This window comes from Celeribacter sp. SCSIO 80838 (assembly GCF_056498065.1).
The window spans coordinates 3,577,400-3,593,014 of the sequence record NZ_JAZKMA010000001.1; the positions used below are offsets into that span (position 1 = coordinate 3,577,400).

The 15,615-nt window shown below is 62.1% G+C and carries 14 protein-coding genes; 9 read left to right on the forward strand and 5 right to left on the reverse strand.

The window, feature by feature from the left end; translation table 11 throughout:
* The 3 genes from glmS to moaA are packed head-to-tail and all read left to right on the forward strand — an operon-like array spanning window position 1 to window position 3,498.
* The gene (glmS, locus tag V1475_RS17950; protein WP_479413832.1) at window positions 1-1,815 is read left to right on the forward strand and encodes a glutamine--fructose-6-phosphate transaminase (isomerizing); all 1,815 of its coding nucleotides are present in this window, start codon (window positions 1-3) and stop codon (window positions 1,813-1,815) included.
* 4 nt (window positions 1,816-1,819) lie between these two features.
* Window positions 1,820-2,446, forward strand: coding sequence for a DNA alkylation repair protein (locus V1475_RS17955; protein ID WP_479413833.1), 627 nt, complete (start codon window positions 1,820-1,822; stop codon window positions 2,444-2,446).
* 38 nt (window positions 2,447-2,484) lie between these two features.
* On the forward strand, window positions 2,485-3,498 hold the full coding sequence (gene moaA / locus V1475_RS17960) for a GTP 3',8-cyclase MoaA (protein ID WP_479413834.1): 1,014 nt from the start codon (window positions 2,485-2,487) through the stop codon (window positions 3,496-3,498).
* Between the two features lie 127 nt (window positions 3,499-3,625).
* On the opposite strand, the gene V1475_RS17965 is transcribed toward moaA, so the two are convergent.
* A complete protein-coding gene (locus tag V1475_RS17965; RefSeq protein ID WP_479413835.1) occupies window positions 3,626-4,789 on the reverse strand; it encodes a M20 aminoacylase family protein in 1,164 nt (387 codons plus the stop codon).
* Between the two features lie 340 nt (window positions 4,790-5,129).
* Here V1475_RS17965 and V1475_RS17970 point away from each other — a divergent pair, with 340 nt between their 5' ends.
* From V1475_RS17970 to V1475_RS17995, 6 genes are all read left to right on the forward strand, one after another.
* Window positions 5,130-6,134 carry an ABC transporter ATP-binding protein gene (locus V1475_RS17970; RefSeq protein WP_479413836.1) on the forward strand — a complete coding sequence of 335 codons (1,005 nt, stop codon included), beginning with the start codon at window positions 5,130-5,132 and terminating at the stop codon, window positions 6,132-6,134.
* The gene (locus V1475_RS17975; RefSeq protein ID WP_434286484.1) at window positions 6,127-7,137 is read left to right on the forward strand and encodes an ABC transporter ATP-binding protein; all 1,011 of its coding nucleotides are present in this window, start codon (window positions 6,127-6,129) and stop codon (window positions 7,135-7,137) included. The genes V1475_RS17970 and V1475_RS17975 overlap by 8 nt, the downstream gene beginning before the upstream one ends.
* A 44-nt stretch (window positions 7,138-7,181) precedes the next feature.
* A complete protein-coding gene (locus V1475_RS17980; protein WP_479413837.1) occupies window positions 7,182-8,891 on the forward strand; it encodes a peptide ABC transporter substrate-binding protein in 1,710 nt (569 codons plus the stop codon).
* 78 nt (window positions 8,892-8,969) lie between these two features.
* Entirely contained in the window at window positions 8,970-9,977 is a 1,008-nt protein-coding gene (locus tag V1475_RS17985) for an ABC transporter permease (RefSeq protein ID WP_479413838.1), read from the forward strand.
* A gap of 12 nt (window positions 9,978-9,989) precedes the next feature.
* Entirely contained in the window at window positions 9,990-10,907 is a 918-nt protein-coding gene (locus tag V1475_RS17990; protein WP_479413839.1) for an ABC transporter permease, read from the forward strand.
* Window positions 10,908-11,138: 231 nt separating this feature from the next.
* Window positions 11,139-12,203, forward strand: a complete 1,065-nt coding sequence (locus tag V1475_RS17995; protein ID WP_479413840.1) for a YeeE/YedE family protein — start codon at window positions 11,139-11,141, stop codon at window positions 12,201-12,203.
* Here the strand turns inward: V1475_RS17995 and V1475_RS18000 are convergent.
* The 4 genes from V1475_RS18000 to V1475_RS18015 form a co-directional block, all read right to left on the reverse strand.
* Complete coding sequence (locus V1475_RS18000; RefSeq protein ID WP_479413841.1) at window positions 12,136-13,422, reverse strand: DUF3422 family protein; 1,287 nt, start codon at window positions 13,420-13,422, stop codon at window positions 12,136-12,138. The genes V1475_RS17995 and V1475_RS18000 overlap by 68 nt on opposite strands.
* A 120-nt stretch (window positions 13,423-13,542) precedes the next feature.
* Window positions 13,543-14,730, reverse strand: coding sequence for an amidohydrolase (locus V1475_RS18005; RefSeq protein ID WP_479413842.1), 1,188 nt, complete (start codon window positions 14,728-14,730; stop codon window positions 13,543-13,545).
* A 75-nt stretch (window positions 14,731-14,805) separates the two neighbouring features.
* Window positions 14,806-15,174: a carboxymuconolactone decarboxylase family protein gene (locus tag V1475_RS18010; RefSeq protein WP_479413843.1), complete on the reverse strand. Its 369-nt coding sequence runs from the start codon at window positions 15,172-15,174 to the stop codon at window positions 14,806-14,808.
* Complete coding sequence (locus V1475_RS18015) at window positions 15,167-15,538, reverse strand: MerR family transcriptional regulator (RefSeq protein WP_434286471.1); 372 nt, start codon at window positions 15,536-15,538, stop codon at window positions 15,167-15,169. The genes V1475_RS18010 and V1475_RS18015 overlap by 8 nt, the downstream gene beginning before the upstream one ends.
* Between the last annotated feature and the right edge of the window lie 77 nt (window positions 15,539-15,615).

The following is a 15,615-nucleotide window of genomic DNA, read 5'->3' on the forward strand; positions in this document are numbered from 1 at the left end:
ATGTGTGGTATTGTAGGGATCTTGGGAAATCACGAAGCGGCGCCGATCCTCGTCGAGTCGCTGAAAAAGCTGGAATACCGCGGTTACGACAGTGCCGGGATCGCCACGGTCGTGCAGGGCAAGCTCGACCGGCGCCGCGCGGTCGGCAAGCTCGTGAACCTCTCCGATCTTCTGGTGCATGAACCCTTGGCCGGCAAGACCGGGATCGGTCACATCCGCTGGGCGACCCATGGCGCGGCGACCACCGGCAATGCCCACCCGCATCGCTCCGGCCCCGTCGCCGTGGTGCACAACGGCATCATCGAGAATTACCGCGAACTCCGCGCCGAACTGGCCGAGGCGGATATCCATCCCGAAACCCAGACGGATTCCGAAACCGTCGCGCTGATGACACGCATGTATATGGATCAGGGGCTGGGACCGCGCGAGGCCGCCGTGGCGACGCTCAAGAAGCTCGACGGGGCCTTTGCCCTGTTGTGGCTCTTCGATGGCGAAGACGATCTGATCATCGCCGCGCGCAAGGGCGCGCCGCTCGCGATCGGCCATGGCAAAGGCGAAATGTTCGCGGGGTCTGACGCCATCGCACTCGCGCCGATGACCGACCGTATCACCTATCTGGAACAAGGCGACTATGCCTTCATCACCCGCGCAGGCGCGGAGATTTTCGACGCCGAGGGGCGACGCGCGAACCGCGACGAGCAACGTATCGACCTCGGGGCCACCCAGGTGGAAAAAGGCGGCTACAAGCATTTCATGGCCAAGGAGATCGCCGAACAACCGGTGGTTCTTGCTGACGCTTTGCGACATTATCTCAACGATGACGGGTTGAATTTGCCGTCAGAGTTGGACTTTTCGAACATTTCACGTCTCACGCTCGTGGCCTGCGGCACCGCCTTCTACGCCTGCTCGGTGGCGAAATACTGGTTCGAAAGCCTCGCCCGCCTGCCGGTCGAAATCGACGTCGCCTCGGAATTCCGCTACCGCGAACCGCCGCTGCCGACCGACAGCTACGCGATCTTCGTCAGCCAGTCCGGCGAGACCGCCGACACGCTGGCCGCCCTGCGCTATTGCGATGAAAAGGTGGCGAAAACCATCGCCGTGGTGAACGTGCCGACCTCCTCCATCGCGCGCGAAAGCGACATCGCCCTGCCGATCCTCGCGGGCGTCGAAGTGGGCGTGGCCTCGACCAAGGCCTTCACCTGCCAGCTTCTCGTGCTCGCGACGCTTGCGCTCAAGGCGGCCCGCGATCGCGGTCACATGAGCGAAGCGGAACTTGCGACGCATATGGAAACCCTGCGCCTCCTGCCCGGGCTTCTCACCCGTGCGCTCGATCTCGACGAGGCGCTGAACATCGTCTCGAACGACCTCTCGGAAGCCCGCGACGTGTTGTTCCTGGGCCGTGGCGCGATGTACCCTCTGGCGCTTGAAGGCGCGTTGAAACTCAAGGAAATCAGTTACATCCACGCCGAAGGCTATGCGTCCGGCGAGTTGAAACACGGCCCCATCGCCCTCATCGACAGCCACACGCCGGTGATCGTCTTCGCCCCGCATGACGCGCTGTTCGACAAGACCGTGTCGAACATGCAGGAGGTCATGGCGCGCGGCGGCAAGGTCCTTCTGGTCTCCGACCGCAAGGGGCTGGACGTCGCCTCCGAGGGCGTCTGGCAGACGGTGCAGATGCCAGAGGTGCCGGATCTCTTCGCCCCGATCCTCTACGCCGTCCCGGCCCAGCTCATCGCCTATCACACGGCGGTGGCGAAGGGCACGGATGTGGACCAACCCCGCAATCTCGCGAAATCCGTGACGGTGGAATGAGACGATGACCAAAGAAAATGTGATGAACCGGCTCAAAGCCGCCGCTGATGCGCAACGGGCGTCCGATTTGGAAACTCGCTTCGGAGCGGGTTCCTATTTCGGCGTGCCCCCTCAGGCCCTCGAAGACATGGCGCGTGCGCTGCGTCAGGACATCGCTTTCCCCGAACGCTTGAGCGTGGCGCAACACCTTTGGGACAGCGGCGTGTTCGACGCCCGTCTCATGGCCGCCAAACTGCTCACGCAGGCGCGGATATCGGACGATGCCGCCGTCTGGACCCAGATTTGCGACTGGCTCGATGCGGCAGAGAATTGGGCCCTGCTCGATGCGCTTGCCAAAGCAGGCAGTCGTCGGCTCATGGCCGATCTGAGCCGGATGGAGCGCGTGGCGCTCTGGGCCGAACAGGACGCGCCTCTGCCCCGACGCGCAGCGCTTTTGCTGACCGAACCGCTCGCCAAGCTCTCGCATCCGTCGGAGGCGGAAGCGGCCGCGCTGGATCTGGCCTGCGACTGGCTCCCCGGCTGTCTCGAAGACGGCGAGAAGGACGTCAATCGCGTGGCGGAAAGCTGGCTGCGCGCGCTGTCGAAACATCATTTCAAACGCGCAAAACTGATCCGCACCGCACGCGGTTGAGGTTGGAATTGTCCGCAGAGGCCGCTAAATTGTCGGTCATGTCCAATGCACCCCGCCTCATCGACCCGTTCGCCCGTGCGATCACCTATCTTCGGGTGTCGGTGACGGACCGCTGCGATTTCCGCTGTGTCTATTGCATGGCGGAGCACATGACCTTCCTGCCGAAAAAGGAATTGCTGACGCTCGAAGAGTTGGACCGCATGTGCTCCACCTTCATCGGGCTCGGCGTCGAGAAACTTCGGATCACCGGCGGCGAGCCTCTCGTGCGGCGCGGGATCGTGAATTTTTTCAACGCCATGTCGCGACACCTTGAAAGCGGCGCGTTACAAGAGCTGACATTGACAACCAACGGCTCTCAACTCGACCGGTTTGCCACCGATCTTTACGCAGCCGGCGTACGGCGGGTGAACGTATCCCTCGATACGCTCGACGCCGAGAAATTCGCCCGCGTCACCCGTTGGGGCCGCCTCGACCAAGTGCTCCGCGGCATTGATGCCGCCCGCGAGGCCGGGCTCAAGATCAAAATCAACACGGTCGCGCTCAAGGGATTCAACGAGGACGAACTCTTCGATCTGACCCAGTGGTGCGCGCGCGAAGGCATGGACCTGACCTTCATCGAGGTCATGCCGATGGGCGATCTCGGCGAGGAAGACCGCGTCGGGCAATATTGGTCGCTGAACGATCTGCGCGGCGACCTTGCCACGCGCTACACGCTCACCGATCTGGCCGAGCGCACCGGCGGCCCGGCGCGCTATGTGCGCCTTGAGGAAACCGGACAAAAGATCGGTTTTATCACGCCTCTGACGCATAATTTCTGCGAAAGCTGCAACCGCGTGCGGATGACCTGCACCGGCGATCTGTTCATGTGTCTCGGGCAGGAAGACAATGCCTCGCTGCGGGACATCATGCGCGCCCATCCCGAAGATGACGCGCCACTGATCCGCGCCATCGAAGAGGCGATTTCCCATAAACCCAAGGGCCATGATTTCGACTATTCCCGGCAAAAGCCCGACGGTCAGGTCTCGCGGCATATGAGCCATACCGGCGGGTGAGGCGCGCACGCGCACGCCTGCTCTGGCTTATAGGCCCGTTCGCCAAACCTCCGAGCAGCCCCCGCAAAAAAGCGCCCCCAATTTGGAGCGCTCAAATCCGTTTCCTTTGCTGATCCAAATACTCAGATCACGCCGCTGGCAGACGGCTCTCGACCATTTCAGCGTACCAGGAACAGCCCGCAGGCAGCGCCTCGTCGTTGAACATGTATTTCGGATGGTGCACCGGCGCGCCCGGTCCGTTGCCGACGATGATATAGGCGCCGGGGCGTTCTTCGAGCATATAGGCGAAATCTTCGCCGCCCATCACCAGCGGATATTCCTCGCAGCCGCCCGTGACCCTGGTCGCGGCCTCGATGGCATATTCGGTCTCCTGATCGTGGTTCACCATGACCGGATAGCCGAGGTGATAGTCCACAACAATATCAGCGCCATAGGTAGCCCCCACGCCCGCGCAAATCTCTTTCAAACGATCCTCGGCCTGTTTGCGCACCTCATCGTCCAATGTCCGCACCGTGCCTTTCAGCATCACCTGCGCGGGCAGGACGTTATGCGCTTTGGACGAAGATTCCACGGTACAGACAGAAACCACCACCTGTTTCGTCGGGTCGACATTGCGCGACGCGATGGTCTGAAGCGCGAGTACGAGATGCGCCGCCGTCACCGTGCTATCGACCGTCTCATGCGGTTTCGCAGCATGGCCGCCTTTGCCCTTCACATAGATCTCGAACTCGTCGGCGGCGGCAAAGAACGGCCCCGGACGGATCGCAAACGTCCCCGCCGGAAGGTTCGGCCAGTTGTGCATGCCGTAGACTTCGTCGATGCCGAACCGTTCCATCAACCCCTCTTCGCACATCACCCGGCCACCGCCGCCGCCCTCTTCGGCGGGCTGGAAAATCACCACGGCCGTGCCGTCGAAATTCCGGGTTTCGCAAAGGTATTTGGCCGCGCCCAAAAGCATCGCCGTGTGTCCATCGTGGCCGCAGGCATGCATCACGCCCGGATTGGTCGAGGCATATTCGGAGCCGGTTTCCTCAAGGATCGGCAGCGCATCCATATCGGCGCGCAGCCCGATGGTGCGCCCCCGCGAGTCCGTTTTGCCCTTGATCACACCCACAACGCCAGTTTGCGCCATGCCTTCGACCACCTCGTCACAACCGAATTCCCGGAGCAGATCCGCCACCTTCTTCGAGGTGCGCGGCAGGTCGAATTGCAATTCGGGGTGGGCGTGAATGTCTCGTCGCCATGCGGTAATTTCGGGCAGCAATTCGGCGAGGCGGTTCTTGATCGGCATGTCGGTCTCCGGCGGAGTAGGATGAGGGTGGTCGTCAGAAGAGCCAGATCTCTGGCTCTCGTCACCCGACGCCTTGGGCGCAAGCGAGGCAAGGTGCGTTTTGGCACACCCCCCTGATCGCGCCCATATCGTGGGGCTTCGCGCAAGCGTGATCGCGCTTTGCACAGAGGTCAAGCAGATGTGCCTTACAATTTATCCATTGGTAAAAAAACTTGCACATTCCGGCACCTTGCCTCTTGCGCCCTCGAAAAGAGGTGATACCGTTTTGATCATACCGATCCCGGACCAACCGGGGCGGAGAAATAATAATAAATAAAACCAACAGCTTGGGGGTCACCGCATGGCCGATGGGGCCACACCCGTACTCAATGTCCGGGACCTGAAGACCGTTTTCAAAACGCGGTCCGGGTCCGTTCATGCCGTCAATTCCGTCTCCTTCTCGCTCAAGCCCGGTGAATTATTGGGCGTTGTCGGCGAATCCGGTTCCGGTAAATCGGTGACCATGATGTCGCTGATCGGCCTGATCCCCTCGCCCCCCGCAGTGGTCTCGGGGAGCGGCATCGATTTCGGCGGCATCGACCTTTTGCAAGCCTCCGAGACCGAGCTGCGCGCCATTCGCGGCGCCCGCATCGGCTTTGTGTTCCAAGACCCGATGACCTCGCTGAACCCTGTGTTCACGGTCGGCTACCAGATCATGGAGCCGCTGCGCAAACATATGAACATGTCCAAGGCGCAGGCGCGGGTGCGGGCCAAGGAGCTTTTGGAACTGGTCGGCATACCGGACGCCGAACGGCGCCTCACGGACTATCCGCACCAGTTTTCCGGTGGCATGCGGCAACGTGTGATGATCGCCATCGCGCTGGCCTGCGACCCCGAGGTTTTGATTGCCGATGAGCCGACCACCGCGCTCGATGTGACCATTCAGGCGCAGATCCTTGAGCTGATGCACGAGCTGCGCGCCAAGCTTGGCATGGCGGTGATCTGGATCACCCACGATCTGGGCGTGATCGCCGGGATCGCGGATCGGGTTCTGGTGATGTACGGCGGGCAGATCGTCGAACATGCCCCCGTGCGCGAGTTGTTCAAACACCCGCGTCATCCCTACACCCGCGCGCTTCTGAAAACCGTGCCCTCCGTGCGTGGCGAGAGGGCCGAACGGCTTGAGGTGATCGAAGGCCAGCCCCCGATCCTGCGCGCGGAACCGTCGAGCTGCTCTTTCGCCGCGCGCTGCCCCTTCGCCCTCGCGCGCTGCCTGTCCGAAAACCCGGCCCGGTTCGATGTCGGCCCCGGCCATGACGCCGCCTGTTTCTACGATTTCGACACCGGAGGGCCCCGCCATGACTGACATCACGTCGGACAAGGTTCTGGTCGCGGTGCGCGATCTGAAAATGCATTTCCCGATCCATGCCGGCGTGTTGAAAAAGCGCGTCGGCGAGGTGAAGGCCGTCGATGGCATCAGCTTCGACATTTACGAGGGCGAGACGCTTGGGCTTGTGGGCGAAAGCGGCTGTGGCAAATCCACCGCCGGGCGCGCGATCCTGCGGCTTTACGACATCACCGAAGGGTCGATTACGATCGACGGCCATGAGATCGGCACGACGCCCCAGCCCGACCTGCGCAAAATGCGCCCGACCATGCAGATGGTGTTTCAGGACCCGCAGGCCTCTTTGAACCCGCGCATGTCCGTCTCTGCGATCATCGGTGAGCCGCTCGATGAACATGCGCATCTGTCCAAGGCCGAGAAGCGCGAAAAAGTGCTCTCGCTGATGGATGCCGTGGGGCTGAACCGCGATTTCGCCAACCGTTACCCGCATGAGTTTTCCGGCGGTCAGCGCCAGAGGATCGGCATTGCCCGCGCCTTGGCGCTCAATCCGAAATTCATCGTCTGCGACGAACCGATTGCGGCGCTCGACGTGTCGATTCAGGCGCAGGTGGTGAACCTTCTGGAGGATTTGCAGGAAGAATTCGGGCTGACCTACCTGTTTATCTCCCACGACCTGTCGATGGTCCGCCATATCGCGGATCGGGTGGCCGTCATGTATCTCGGGCGGATCGTCGAGCTGGCCAGCCGCGAAGAGCTGTTTGCCGATCCGAAACATCCCTATACGCAGGCGCTTTTGTCCGCCGTGCCCGAGCCCGATCCATGGCTTGAGGAGAAGGTGGAGCGCATTCTTTTGCAAGGCGATGTGCCCTCGCCGTCGAACCCGCCCAAGGGCTGTAATTTCTGCACCCGTTGCCCGCAGGTCATGGACATCTGCCGCGAGATCGACCCGCTGGGTCAGGAGATCGCCCCCGGTCGTCAGGTCGCCTGTCACAAGTATACGAATACCAATGAGAGCGCCGCCTAAGGTGCCGGTTTCGAGGATAAGAGCATCCAACAAGGAGAGGTAAAATGAAAATCAAGACTGCCCTGAAGGGCACCGTTCTGGGGACCGTCGCCGGGCTCGCCATGGCCCCGGCCGCGTTTGCGGAACGTGGCGCCGACGGCCATGTGAACATCATCTATTGGCAAGCGCCCTCGACGATGAACCCCTATCTGTCGGGCGGCACCAAGGAGCTCGAAGTCGGCTCCCTCGTGCTCGAACCCCTTGCCCGCTACGACGAAACCGGCGCCATGGTGCCGTTTCTGGTCGAAACCGTTCCGACCGTGGAAAACGGCGGCGTGTCCGCCGACCTGAAAAACATCACGTGGAAGCTGAAACCCGGCCTTCTGTGGTCCGACGGCACGCCGCTGACCTCCGAAGATCTCAAATTCACCTGGGAATATTGCACCTCCGAAGGCGGTGGCTGCGCCCAGACCGAGAAATACAATGACGTGACCGACGTGGAAATCGTCGATGACCTGACCGTCATCGTGCATTTCGGCGTGGCCAAACCCTTCCCTTACGGCCCCTTCGTGGGCGCGCAGGCCCCGATCATTCAGAAGGCCCAGTTCGCCAACTGCACCGGCGAAGCCATGGCCTCCTGCACCGAACAGAACTTTGCCCCGATCGGCACCGGCCCGTTCGTTGTGGATGAGTTCAAGACCAATGACGTGGTCTCCATGTCCGCCAACCCGAACTACCGCGACCCGGCGAAACCGGCCTTCGCGACCGCGACCGTCAAAGGCGGCGGCGATGCGGCGGCGGCGGGTCGCTCCGTTCTGGAAACCGGCGAATTCGATTACGCTTGGAACCTTCAGCTCGCCCCCGATGTGCTCGCGGATATGGAATCCAAAGGCAAGGGCAAGCTCGAAGTGTCCTTCGGCACGCTCGTCGAGCGCATCATGGTGAACTACACCGACCCCGATCCGGCGCTTGGCGACGAACGCGCCACCGCCGCACATCCGAACCCGATCCTGTCGGACAAATCCGTGCGCCAAGCGCTGTCCATGGCGATCGACCGCGATCTTCTGGTGGAAATCGGCTACGGTGCGGCGGGCAAAGTGACCTGTAACGTCCTGCCCGCCCCGGAAATCTATTCCTCCACCGCCAACGACGCCTGCATGGTGCAGGACATCGAAGGCGCGAAAGCCCTGCTCGACGCCGATGGCTGGGTGATGGGCTCCGACGGCATTCGGGAGAAAGACGGCAAGAAACTGTCCCTGCTGTTCCAATCCTCGACCAACGCCGTGCGTCAGGATTTCCAGGCGATCATCAAACAGTGGTGGAACGAGATCGGCGTCGAGGTTGAACTGCGCAACATCGACAGCTCCGTGTTCTTCGGTGGCGATGCGGGCTCGCCCGACACGTTCCAGAAGTTCTACGCGGATGTGGAAATGTACGCCAACAACTTCGATGGCACAGACCCGGAAGCCTATATGGCCAACTGGGCCTGCATTCAGGCCCCGCGCCCGGAAACGCAATGGCAGGGCAACAACATGCCGCGCTATTGCACCGAGGAGTATGACGCCCTCGTCGCCGAAATGGCCAAAACCGGTGAGCTTGAAAAACGTGCCGAGCTTGCGAAAGCGATGAACGACATGCTGATGCAGGACTATGCGATCATCCCGCTGGTCTATCGCGGTCGCGTCTCCGCCGCGTCCAACACGCTTGGCGGTGTGATCATGAACTCGTGGGATTCCGAGCTTTGGAATGTCGCCGATTGGTATCGCGTCAAGTAACCGACCCTCGGGCGTCCCGTCTTCGCGACGGGGCGTCCTCCCTCTCACGACAAAAGACCTGAACCGAGGCGCCGCCCTATGCTCCATTACACGATCCGTCGACTTCTTCTCGCCATACCGACGCTTCTGTTCATCTCTTTGGTGATCTTCCTTCTGCTGGATCTCGCCCCCGGCGATCCGATGGCCTCTATCCCGCTGACCGTGCCACCCGAGGTCAAAGAGAAGATGCGCGAGGCTCTGGGCCTTGGCGAACCGGTGCATATCCGCTTCCTGAACTGGCTCTACCAATTCTTCGTCGTCGAGCCGCAGGTGGCCTTCGACCATATTTTCGGAACGAGCTTTGCCGAAGGAAAACAACGCATTATCTCCTTCCAGTCCCGCTCCCCGGTGATGACCGTCGTCGCCGAACGCATGCCGCAGACACTTTGGGTCGTCGGCCTCTCCTATGTCTTCGCAACGCTGATCGCCGTGCCGATCGGGATCGTCTCCGCCTATCGGCAATATTCGTGGTTCGACCAGCTCGGCACCTTCGTGTCGATGATCGGCTTCTCCATCCCCACCTTCTTCTCCGGTGTGCTTCTGATCGTGATCTTTTCCGTCACGCTGGGCTGGTTCCCCTCGATCTACGACACCACCCACAAGGTCACCGACTGGCCCTCTTTCCTCTTCCAGATCAAACAGATGGCCATGCCGGTCTTCGTCCTGACGCTCTATAATGCCGCGCAGGTCAGCCGCTTTATGCGCGCCTCCATGCTCGACAACCTCAATCAGGATTACGTCCGCACCGCCCGCGCCAAGGGCATGTCGGAGAAAGTCGTCGTCCTGCTGCATGTGCTGCGCAACTCGATGATCCCGGTGGTCACCGTGATCGCGCTCGGCGTGCCGTCGATTTTCGGCGGCGCGATCATCACCGAGCAGGTGTTTCAGGTGAACGGCCTCGGCCAGATGCTGATCACCGCGATCTACGCCTCCGACGCGCCGATGGTCCAGACCCTGACCTTCATCTTCGCCGTGCTCATCGTTCTCTTCAACCTCATCGCGGACATCCTCTACGGCATTCTCGATCCGCGCATCCGCTACGATTAAGGGAGGTTGATCATGTCTGACGCAACCGTAACCACCGCCGTCAAAGCCAAAGCCCCCCGCAACCAATGGTGGGACGTCTGGGACCAGTTCAAGACCCACAAGGGCGCCATGGCGGGGCTGGTCTTTTTCGTCTTCATCATTCTCGCGGTCTATCTCGGCCCCTTCCTCTGGACCATCGACCCCACCTATATCGACTTCCGCGCCCGCAATCAGGGCCCCTCGCTGGCGCATCCTTTCGGCGCCGACCAATTGGGCCGCGACATCCTCGCCCGGATGCTGGCGGGCGGGCAGGTGTCGATCTCCGTCGGCCTCACCGCCATGTTCCTGTCGCTGGTGCTCGGCACTTTCGTGGGCGTTCTGGCGGGCTATTGGAAAAAGCTCGACGGGCTGCTGATGCGGCTCACCGATCTGTTTCTGGCCCTGCCGCTCCTGCCGCTTTTGATGGTGATCATCATGCTGTTCCGCGATCCTTTGCGGAAATTTTTCGGGCTTGAGGCCGGGATTTTCATCCTGATCGTGTTCGTCATCGGCATCACCAGCTGGATGCAGACCGCCCGGATCGTGCGCGGCGATGTCCTGGCGCTCAAGGAACGCGAATATGTTCTGGCCGCCCGCTCGATCGGCACGCCAAGCCGCCGTGTGGTGCTGCGGCACATCCTGCCCAATATCATGTCGCCTATCATGGTCTCGGCCACTCTGGGCATCGCCAACGCGATCATCACCGAGAGCGCCCTGTCCTTTCTGGGCCTCGGCTTCCCGCCGGATTACCCGACATGGGGCCGCCTGCTGTTCGACGCAAAGGACATGATCCAGCAATATCCCGAACGCGTCATCTGGCCGGGGCTGGCGATCTCTCTCACCGTTCTCGCCGTGAATTACATCGGCGACGGGCTGCGCGACGCCCTCGACCCGCGCATTCGTGGCCGGTAATCAACGCCGATACGCCATACCGCAAAATAAAAACAACAAACGCGCCGCTCCCCCGGCGCGTTTTCCTTTGTTTGCCCATCCTGCGCCGCTCCCCCGACAGAGTTCCAAGCGCGCCCGTGCCAGAAGAATATTATTCCATAAGACGACCTATTCACCCAAGTTCAAAAGATTGCATTCTGCCTCACCTGCATCATATTCAGAACGAAATTCCCCTTCTCGGAAAGAAGCGACATGTATGAGACCCTCGGACTGGACCTCTCGCCGCGTCTGGCCTCGGTGATCCTTGGCCTTATAATCGGTGTGCTCTTCGGCGCGCTGGCCGAGGTCTCACGCTTCTGTTTCCGCCGCGCCGTCGCCGGTCCGCGCTCTGAGCGAGGCGCCGCCGCAGGCGTCTGGCTCGCCGCCCTCGCGACCGCCGTGCTCGGCACCCAAATCGCCGTGGCCGAGGGGCTGATCTCCTTTGCCGACCATCGCTTCCTCGCCCCCGATCTGCCCTGGCTTGCCATCCTCACCGGCGGTCTGATGTTCGGCGCGGGCATGGTCCTGACCCGCGGTTGTGTCTCCCGCCTCACCGTGCTGTCCGGCTCCGGCAACCTCCGCGCCGCCCTCGTCCTCGTGGTCTTCGCCGTGGTGGCCCATGCGACGCTCAAAGGCGTGCTGGCCCCTGTCCGCACCACGCTCGGCAGCGTCACGCTGCCCCTTGGCAACGCCGCCCTCCCCGGCCCGGCCCTCCTCTGGACCGCCCTGATTGCGGGCACCGCCGCTCTTGTCGCATGGAAATACGCCACCTCCGGGCGCGATCTAATCCTCGGCGCGCTGATCGGCCTTCTGGTCCCCGCCGCATGGGTCGGCACCGGCTTCGTCCTGTTCGATGAATTCGACCCGATCGCAATGGAAAGCCTGTCCTTCACATCCCCCGCGGCCGAGACCCTGTTCTGGTCCGTCGCCGCCTCCTCCATCCCTGCGGGGTTTGGCACCGGCCTCATCGGCGGTGTCATTCTGGGGGCTCTCGCCTCGTCGCTGTTGTCTGACCGCTTCCGCTGGCAGAGTTTCGAGAGCCCCCGTCAAACCGGGCGTTACATGGCAGGTGCCGCACTCATGGGCGTGGGTGGTGTGCTCGCGGGCGGTTGCACTGTCGGCGCAGGTCTTGCCGGTGTACCGAGCCTGTCGCTGGCCGCAACGCTGGCCCTCGTGTCCATCGCTCTGGGCGGCACGCTCGCCGCCCGACTCATCCGAGATGATGTTTCTTTATCCGCCGCAGGCCAAGCCAGACCGCAAGGACAACCAGCGGCGTGAGCAGCGCCAGCGCCAGCCCCTTGGACAGCCCCAGCGGTTCGAGCACCGGATAGATCAGATAGCCCGCAAGGCTCACCGCATAATAGCTGATCGCCACCACCGACAGCCCCTCCACCGTCTCTTGCAGGCGGAGCTGAAGATCGGCACGCTTGTCCATGCTTGCCAGCAATTTCTGGTTCTGCGCCTGACGGCTCACATCCACCTTGGTTCTGAGCAGGTTCGCCGCCCGCGCCGTCCGTTCGGCCAGATTTTCGAGCTGCGTCTTCGCCGCCGCCACCGTGCGCATCGCCGGATCGTAGCGCCGCATCATGAATTCGCTGAACAGCTGACGCCCCAGAAACCGGCTCTCGCGCAGCACTTCGATCCGCTGTGTCACGATGGCCTCATAGGCCCCGGTCGCCCCGAAGCGGAAATTGGTGCGCGTCACAATGCCCTCGATCCGCGTCGACAGCCCGAGAATATCCTCAAGCATCTCCTCGGCGGGCACATCGCCCTTGGAGGTCAGCGTCGCCATCAACTCCGCAAGTTCCTTTTCGATGTCCGCCAGTTCCCGCACCACTTTGCGCGCCTGCACCAGACCCAGCATCGACATCGCCTTATAGGTCTCGATCTCGCAAAGCCGCTGCAACACCCGTCCGATCCGGCGTTGTCCGCAATCCTCGACCGGGAAAATGGCAAAGCGCATATGCCCCGCCTCGTCGATGCGGAAATCCCCCGCAACCACCATCGCCCCGTCAAGGACGCGGGCCACGGCCAGACTTTCGCGTTCAAACCAGGTATTGATCCGCTCAACGATCTGCGCATCCTCCTGCACCGTTTCGACCCGGATCAACGCCGAGGTGATCCGCTGCCCCGGCGCGGCATCGAGCCAGTCTTCCGGGAAAAGATCGAAGGTGTTCTTGTCAAAGGCCCGCTCCGCCACCCCTTCGGCGAAGATCGTGTAGGTCACGAATTCCGTATGACTTTCCCATTTCAGCCGGTATTTGCCCAAAGGCCCGATGTAATGCGTCGCCCCCGGCGCCGGATGCGCCGCCCCATAACGATCCAACAGCGCCAGCAAATGCGCCCGGTCGAGATCCCGGTCCCGCCGCGCCGCATCGCCCGCAGCCCGGATCGCCAGATAGGCGGCGCGCGCATTGCTCGTCACTTCGGGGAAAGGACGGGCGTGCAGTTCATTGGCCAGCTCGTAGCGGCGCGGGTGATCTTGCAAAGGGGCCATGGCAGTCTCTGAGAAATATTATGTCTCTCGCCTATAGCCTGCCCGCCCCACCCGAGGCAAATTAAATATTCATTCCTTATCAGTGACTTATATGAATGCGATGGTATACCGCAGCCGATCTCAGCCAAGTTCCTCGGCCACGACATTCATCCAGAAGGCCACACCGATGGGAATGAGATCGTCGTTGAAATCGAATTTCGGCGTATGGACAAAAGCTGCCCCCGGCCCGTCGCCATTGCCGATCGACACGTAAGCGCCGGGAATCTTTTCCAGATAATAGGCGAAATCCTCGCTGGCCCCGATCGCGGAGGCTTTGGTGTCGGTCAGTGCCGCCCCGGCCCCCGCCGTATGGGCACGCCCGGCCACCGCCACCTCGTCCGCGCTGTTCACAAGCGGCGGATAGCCCCGGTCGATCTCCACCTTCGCCGTCACATCATTGGCCATGGCGCATCCTTCGGCCAACCGCGTGAGTTCCGTCATCAGCGCCTCACGCACCTCGGGGCGGTAGCTCCGCGCCGTGCCAGCCACAAGCACCTTCGCCGGGATGATATTCGGACTTTGCCGTTCTCCCCCCGCGACATGACCGATGGAGATCACCGCCCAATCCGTCAGATCCACCTTGCGCGAGACGATATTGCCGACAGCGGCCATGAACTGCCCGGCTGCGACCGTCGGATCGGTGCCCTTCTGCGGCGAGGCACCATGGCCGCCCGTGCCTTCGAACGTCACCTCCCAGTCATCGCAGGCCGACGTGTAGGGTCCGACCCGCGTCGTCAATTGCCCCAGCGGCTCCATCGGCCCGTTGTGCACGCCGTAGATCGCATCGGTCGGGAAAAGCTCGAACAAGCCGTCCTTGATCATCTCATTGGCCCCGCCACCGCCTTCTTCCGCGGGTTGGAACACGAAGCGCACCGTGCCTGCGAAATCCGGGTCGGCGGCGAGTTTTTCCGCAGCGGCCAAAAGCATCGTCGTATGCCCGTCATGGCCGCAGGCATGCATCTTGCCCGGCACTTGCGAGCTGTAAGGCACGCCCGTGTCCTCGGTGATATGAAGCGCATCCATATCGGCCCGAAGCGCAATCGCCTTTTGCCCCGGACGCTTGCCCTTGAGCGTCCCCACGACGCCGGTCTTGCCAAGCCCCCGATGCACCTCGATCCCCAGCCCTTCGAGAAACTCCGCCACAATCGCGCTGGTCCGCACCTCTTCGAATGACGTCTCCGGATGGGCGTGAATATCGCGCCGGATCGCGGTCATCTTGTCGATGAACGCGCTGTCTGCGGCGATCTCTTCGGGGGTCGTATGTTTCATGCTGGGGGCTCCTTTGCGCCAGAGCATGGCAACTTGCGGCGCGGATGAAAAGCCCCGCCGCAAGCCCTTTTAGTCTCAGGCGGCAAACACCTCCTGCGCCGCGTTCAGCCCGTTGATCGCGGCGGGCATCCCGGCATAAAGCGCCATTTGCCAGATCACCTCCGCGATCTCCACCTCGCTCGCCCCCGCCGCCATGGCATGTTCGATGTTGATCTTGAGCTGCGGCGCAGTCCCCCCGCCCAAGGCGGTCAGGGCGGCCACCGTACACAACTGCCGGGTCTTCAAATCTACCCCGTCGCGGGCATATTGCCGCCCGTAAGCCCATTCGATCAGCGTTTCCGCCATATCCGGCACGATCCCGTCGTAGCGCTCCGACAGGATGGTCTCCAGATCGGGGTTCAGTGTCTTGATGACCTCGCGGCCCTTTTGCAATGCGTCAGACATCGGTGTTTTCCTCTGCTTCAAGCTGTTCGTAAATCGCGACCTTGCGATCCATGAGGGCAAGCGTGTCCTGCATCAGCGCCAGCTTTGCGCGGATCACCTCACGATGCGCCGCCAACATCTCGCGCCGCGCCGTATAGGTCGCCGCCCCCTGCCGCCTCAGTTCGGCGTAACGCACCCGCTCCGCCTGCGGCATGCCGGTGGCGTTCAATTGGCCGAGAAAGGCGATCCAGCCGATCACCTCCTCCGGGTAATCGCGCCGCCCCGCCCCGTCGCGCGGCGGCGGATCGATCAGACCGATTTTCTCATAGAACCTGAGCGTGTCGATGCTCAGCCCGGTGGTCTTGGCAACCTCTGAAATCTTCATCTTGCCCTCATGCATTCAAGGTCAAAACAGAGCCTAGGGGCTGGAGCATACTCCAGCTCAAGCGCTTTTCCCGATCC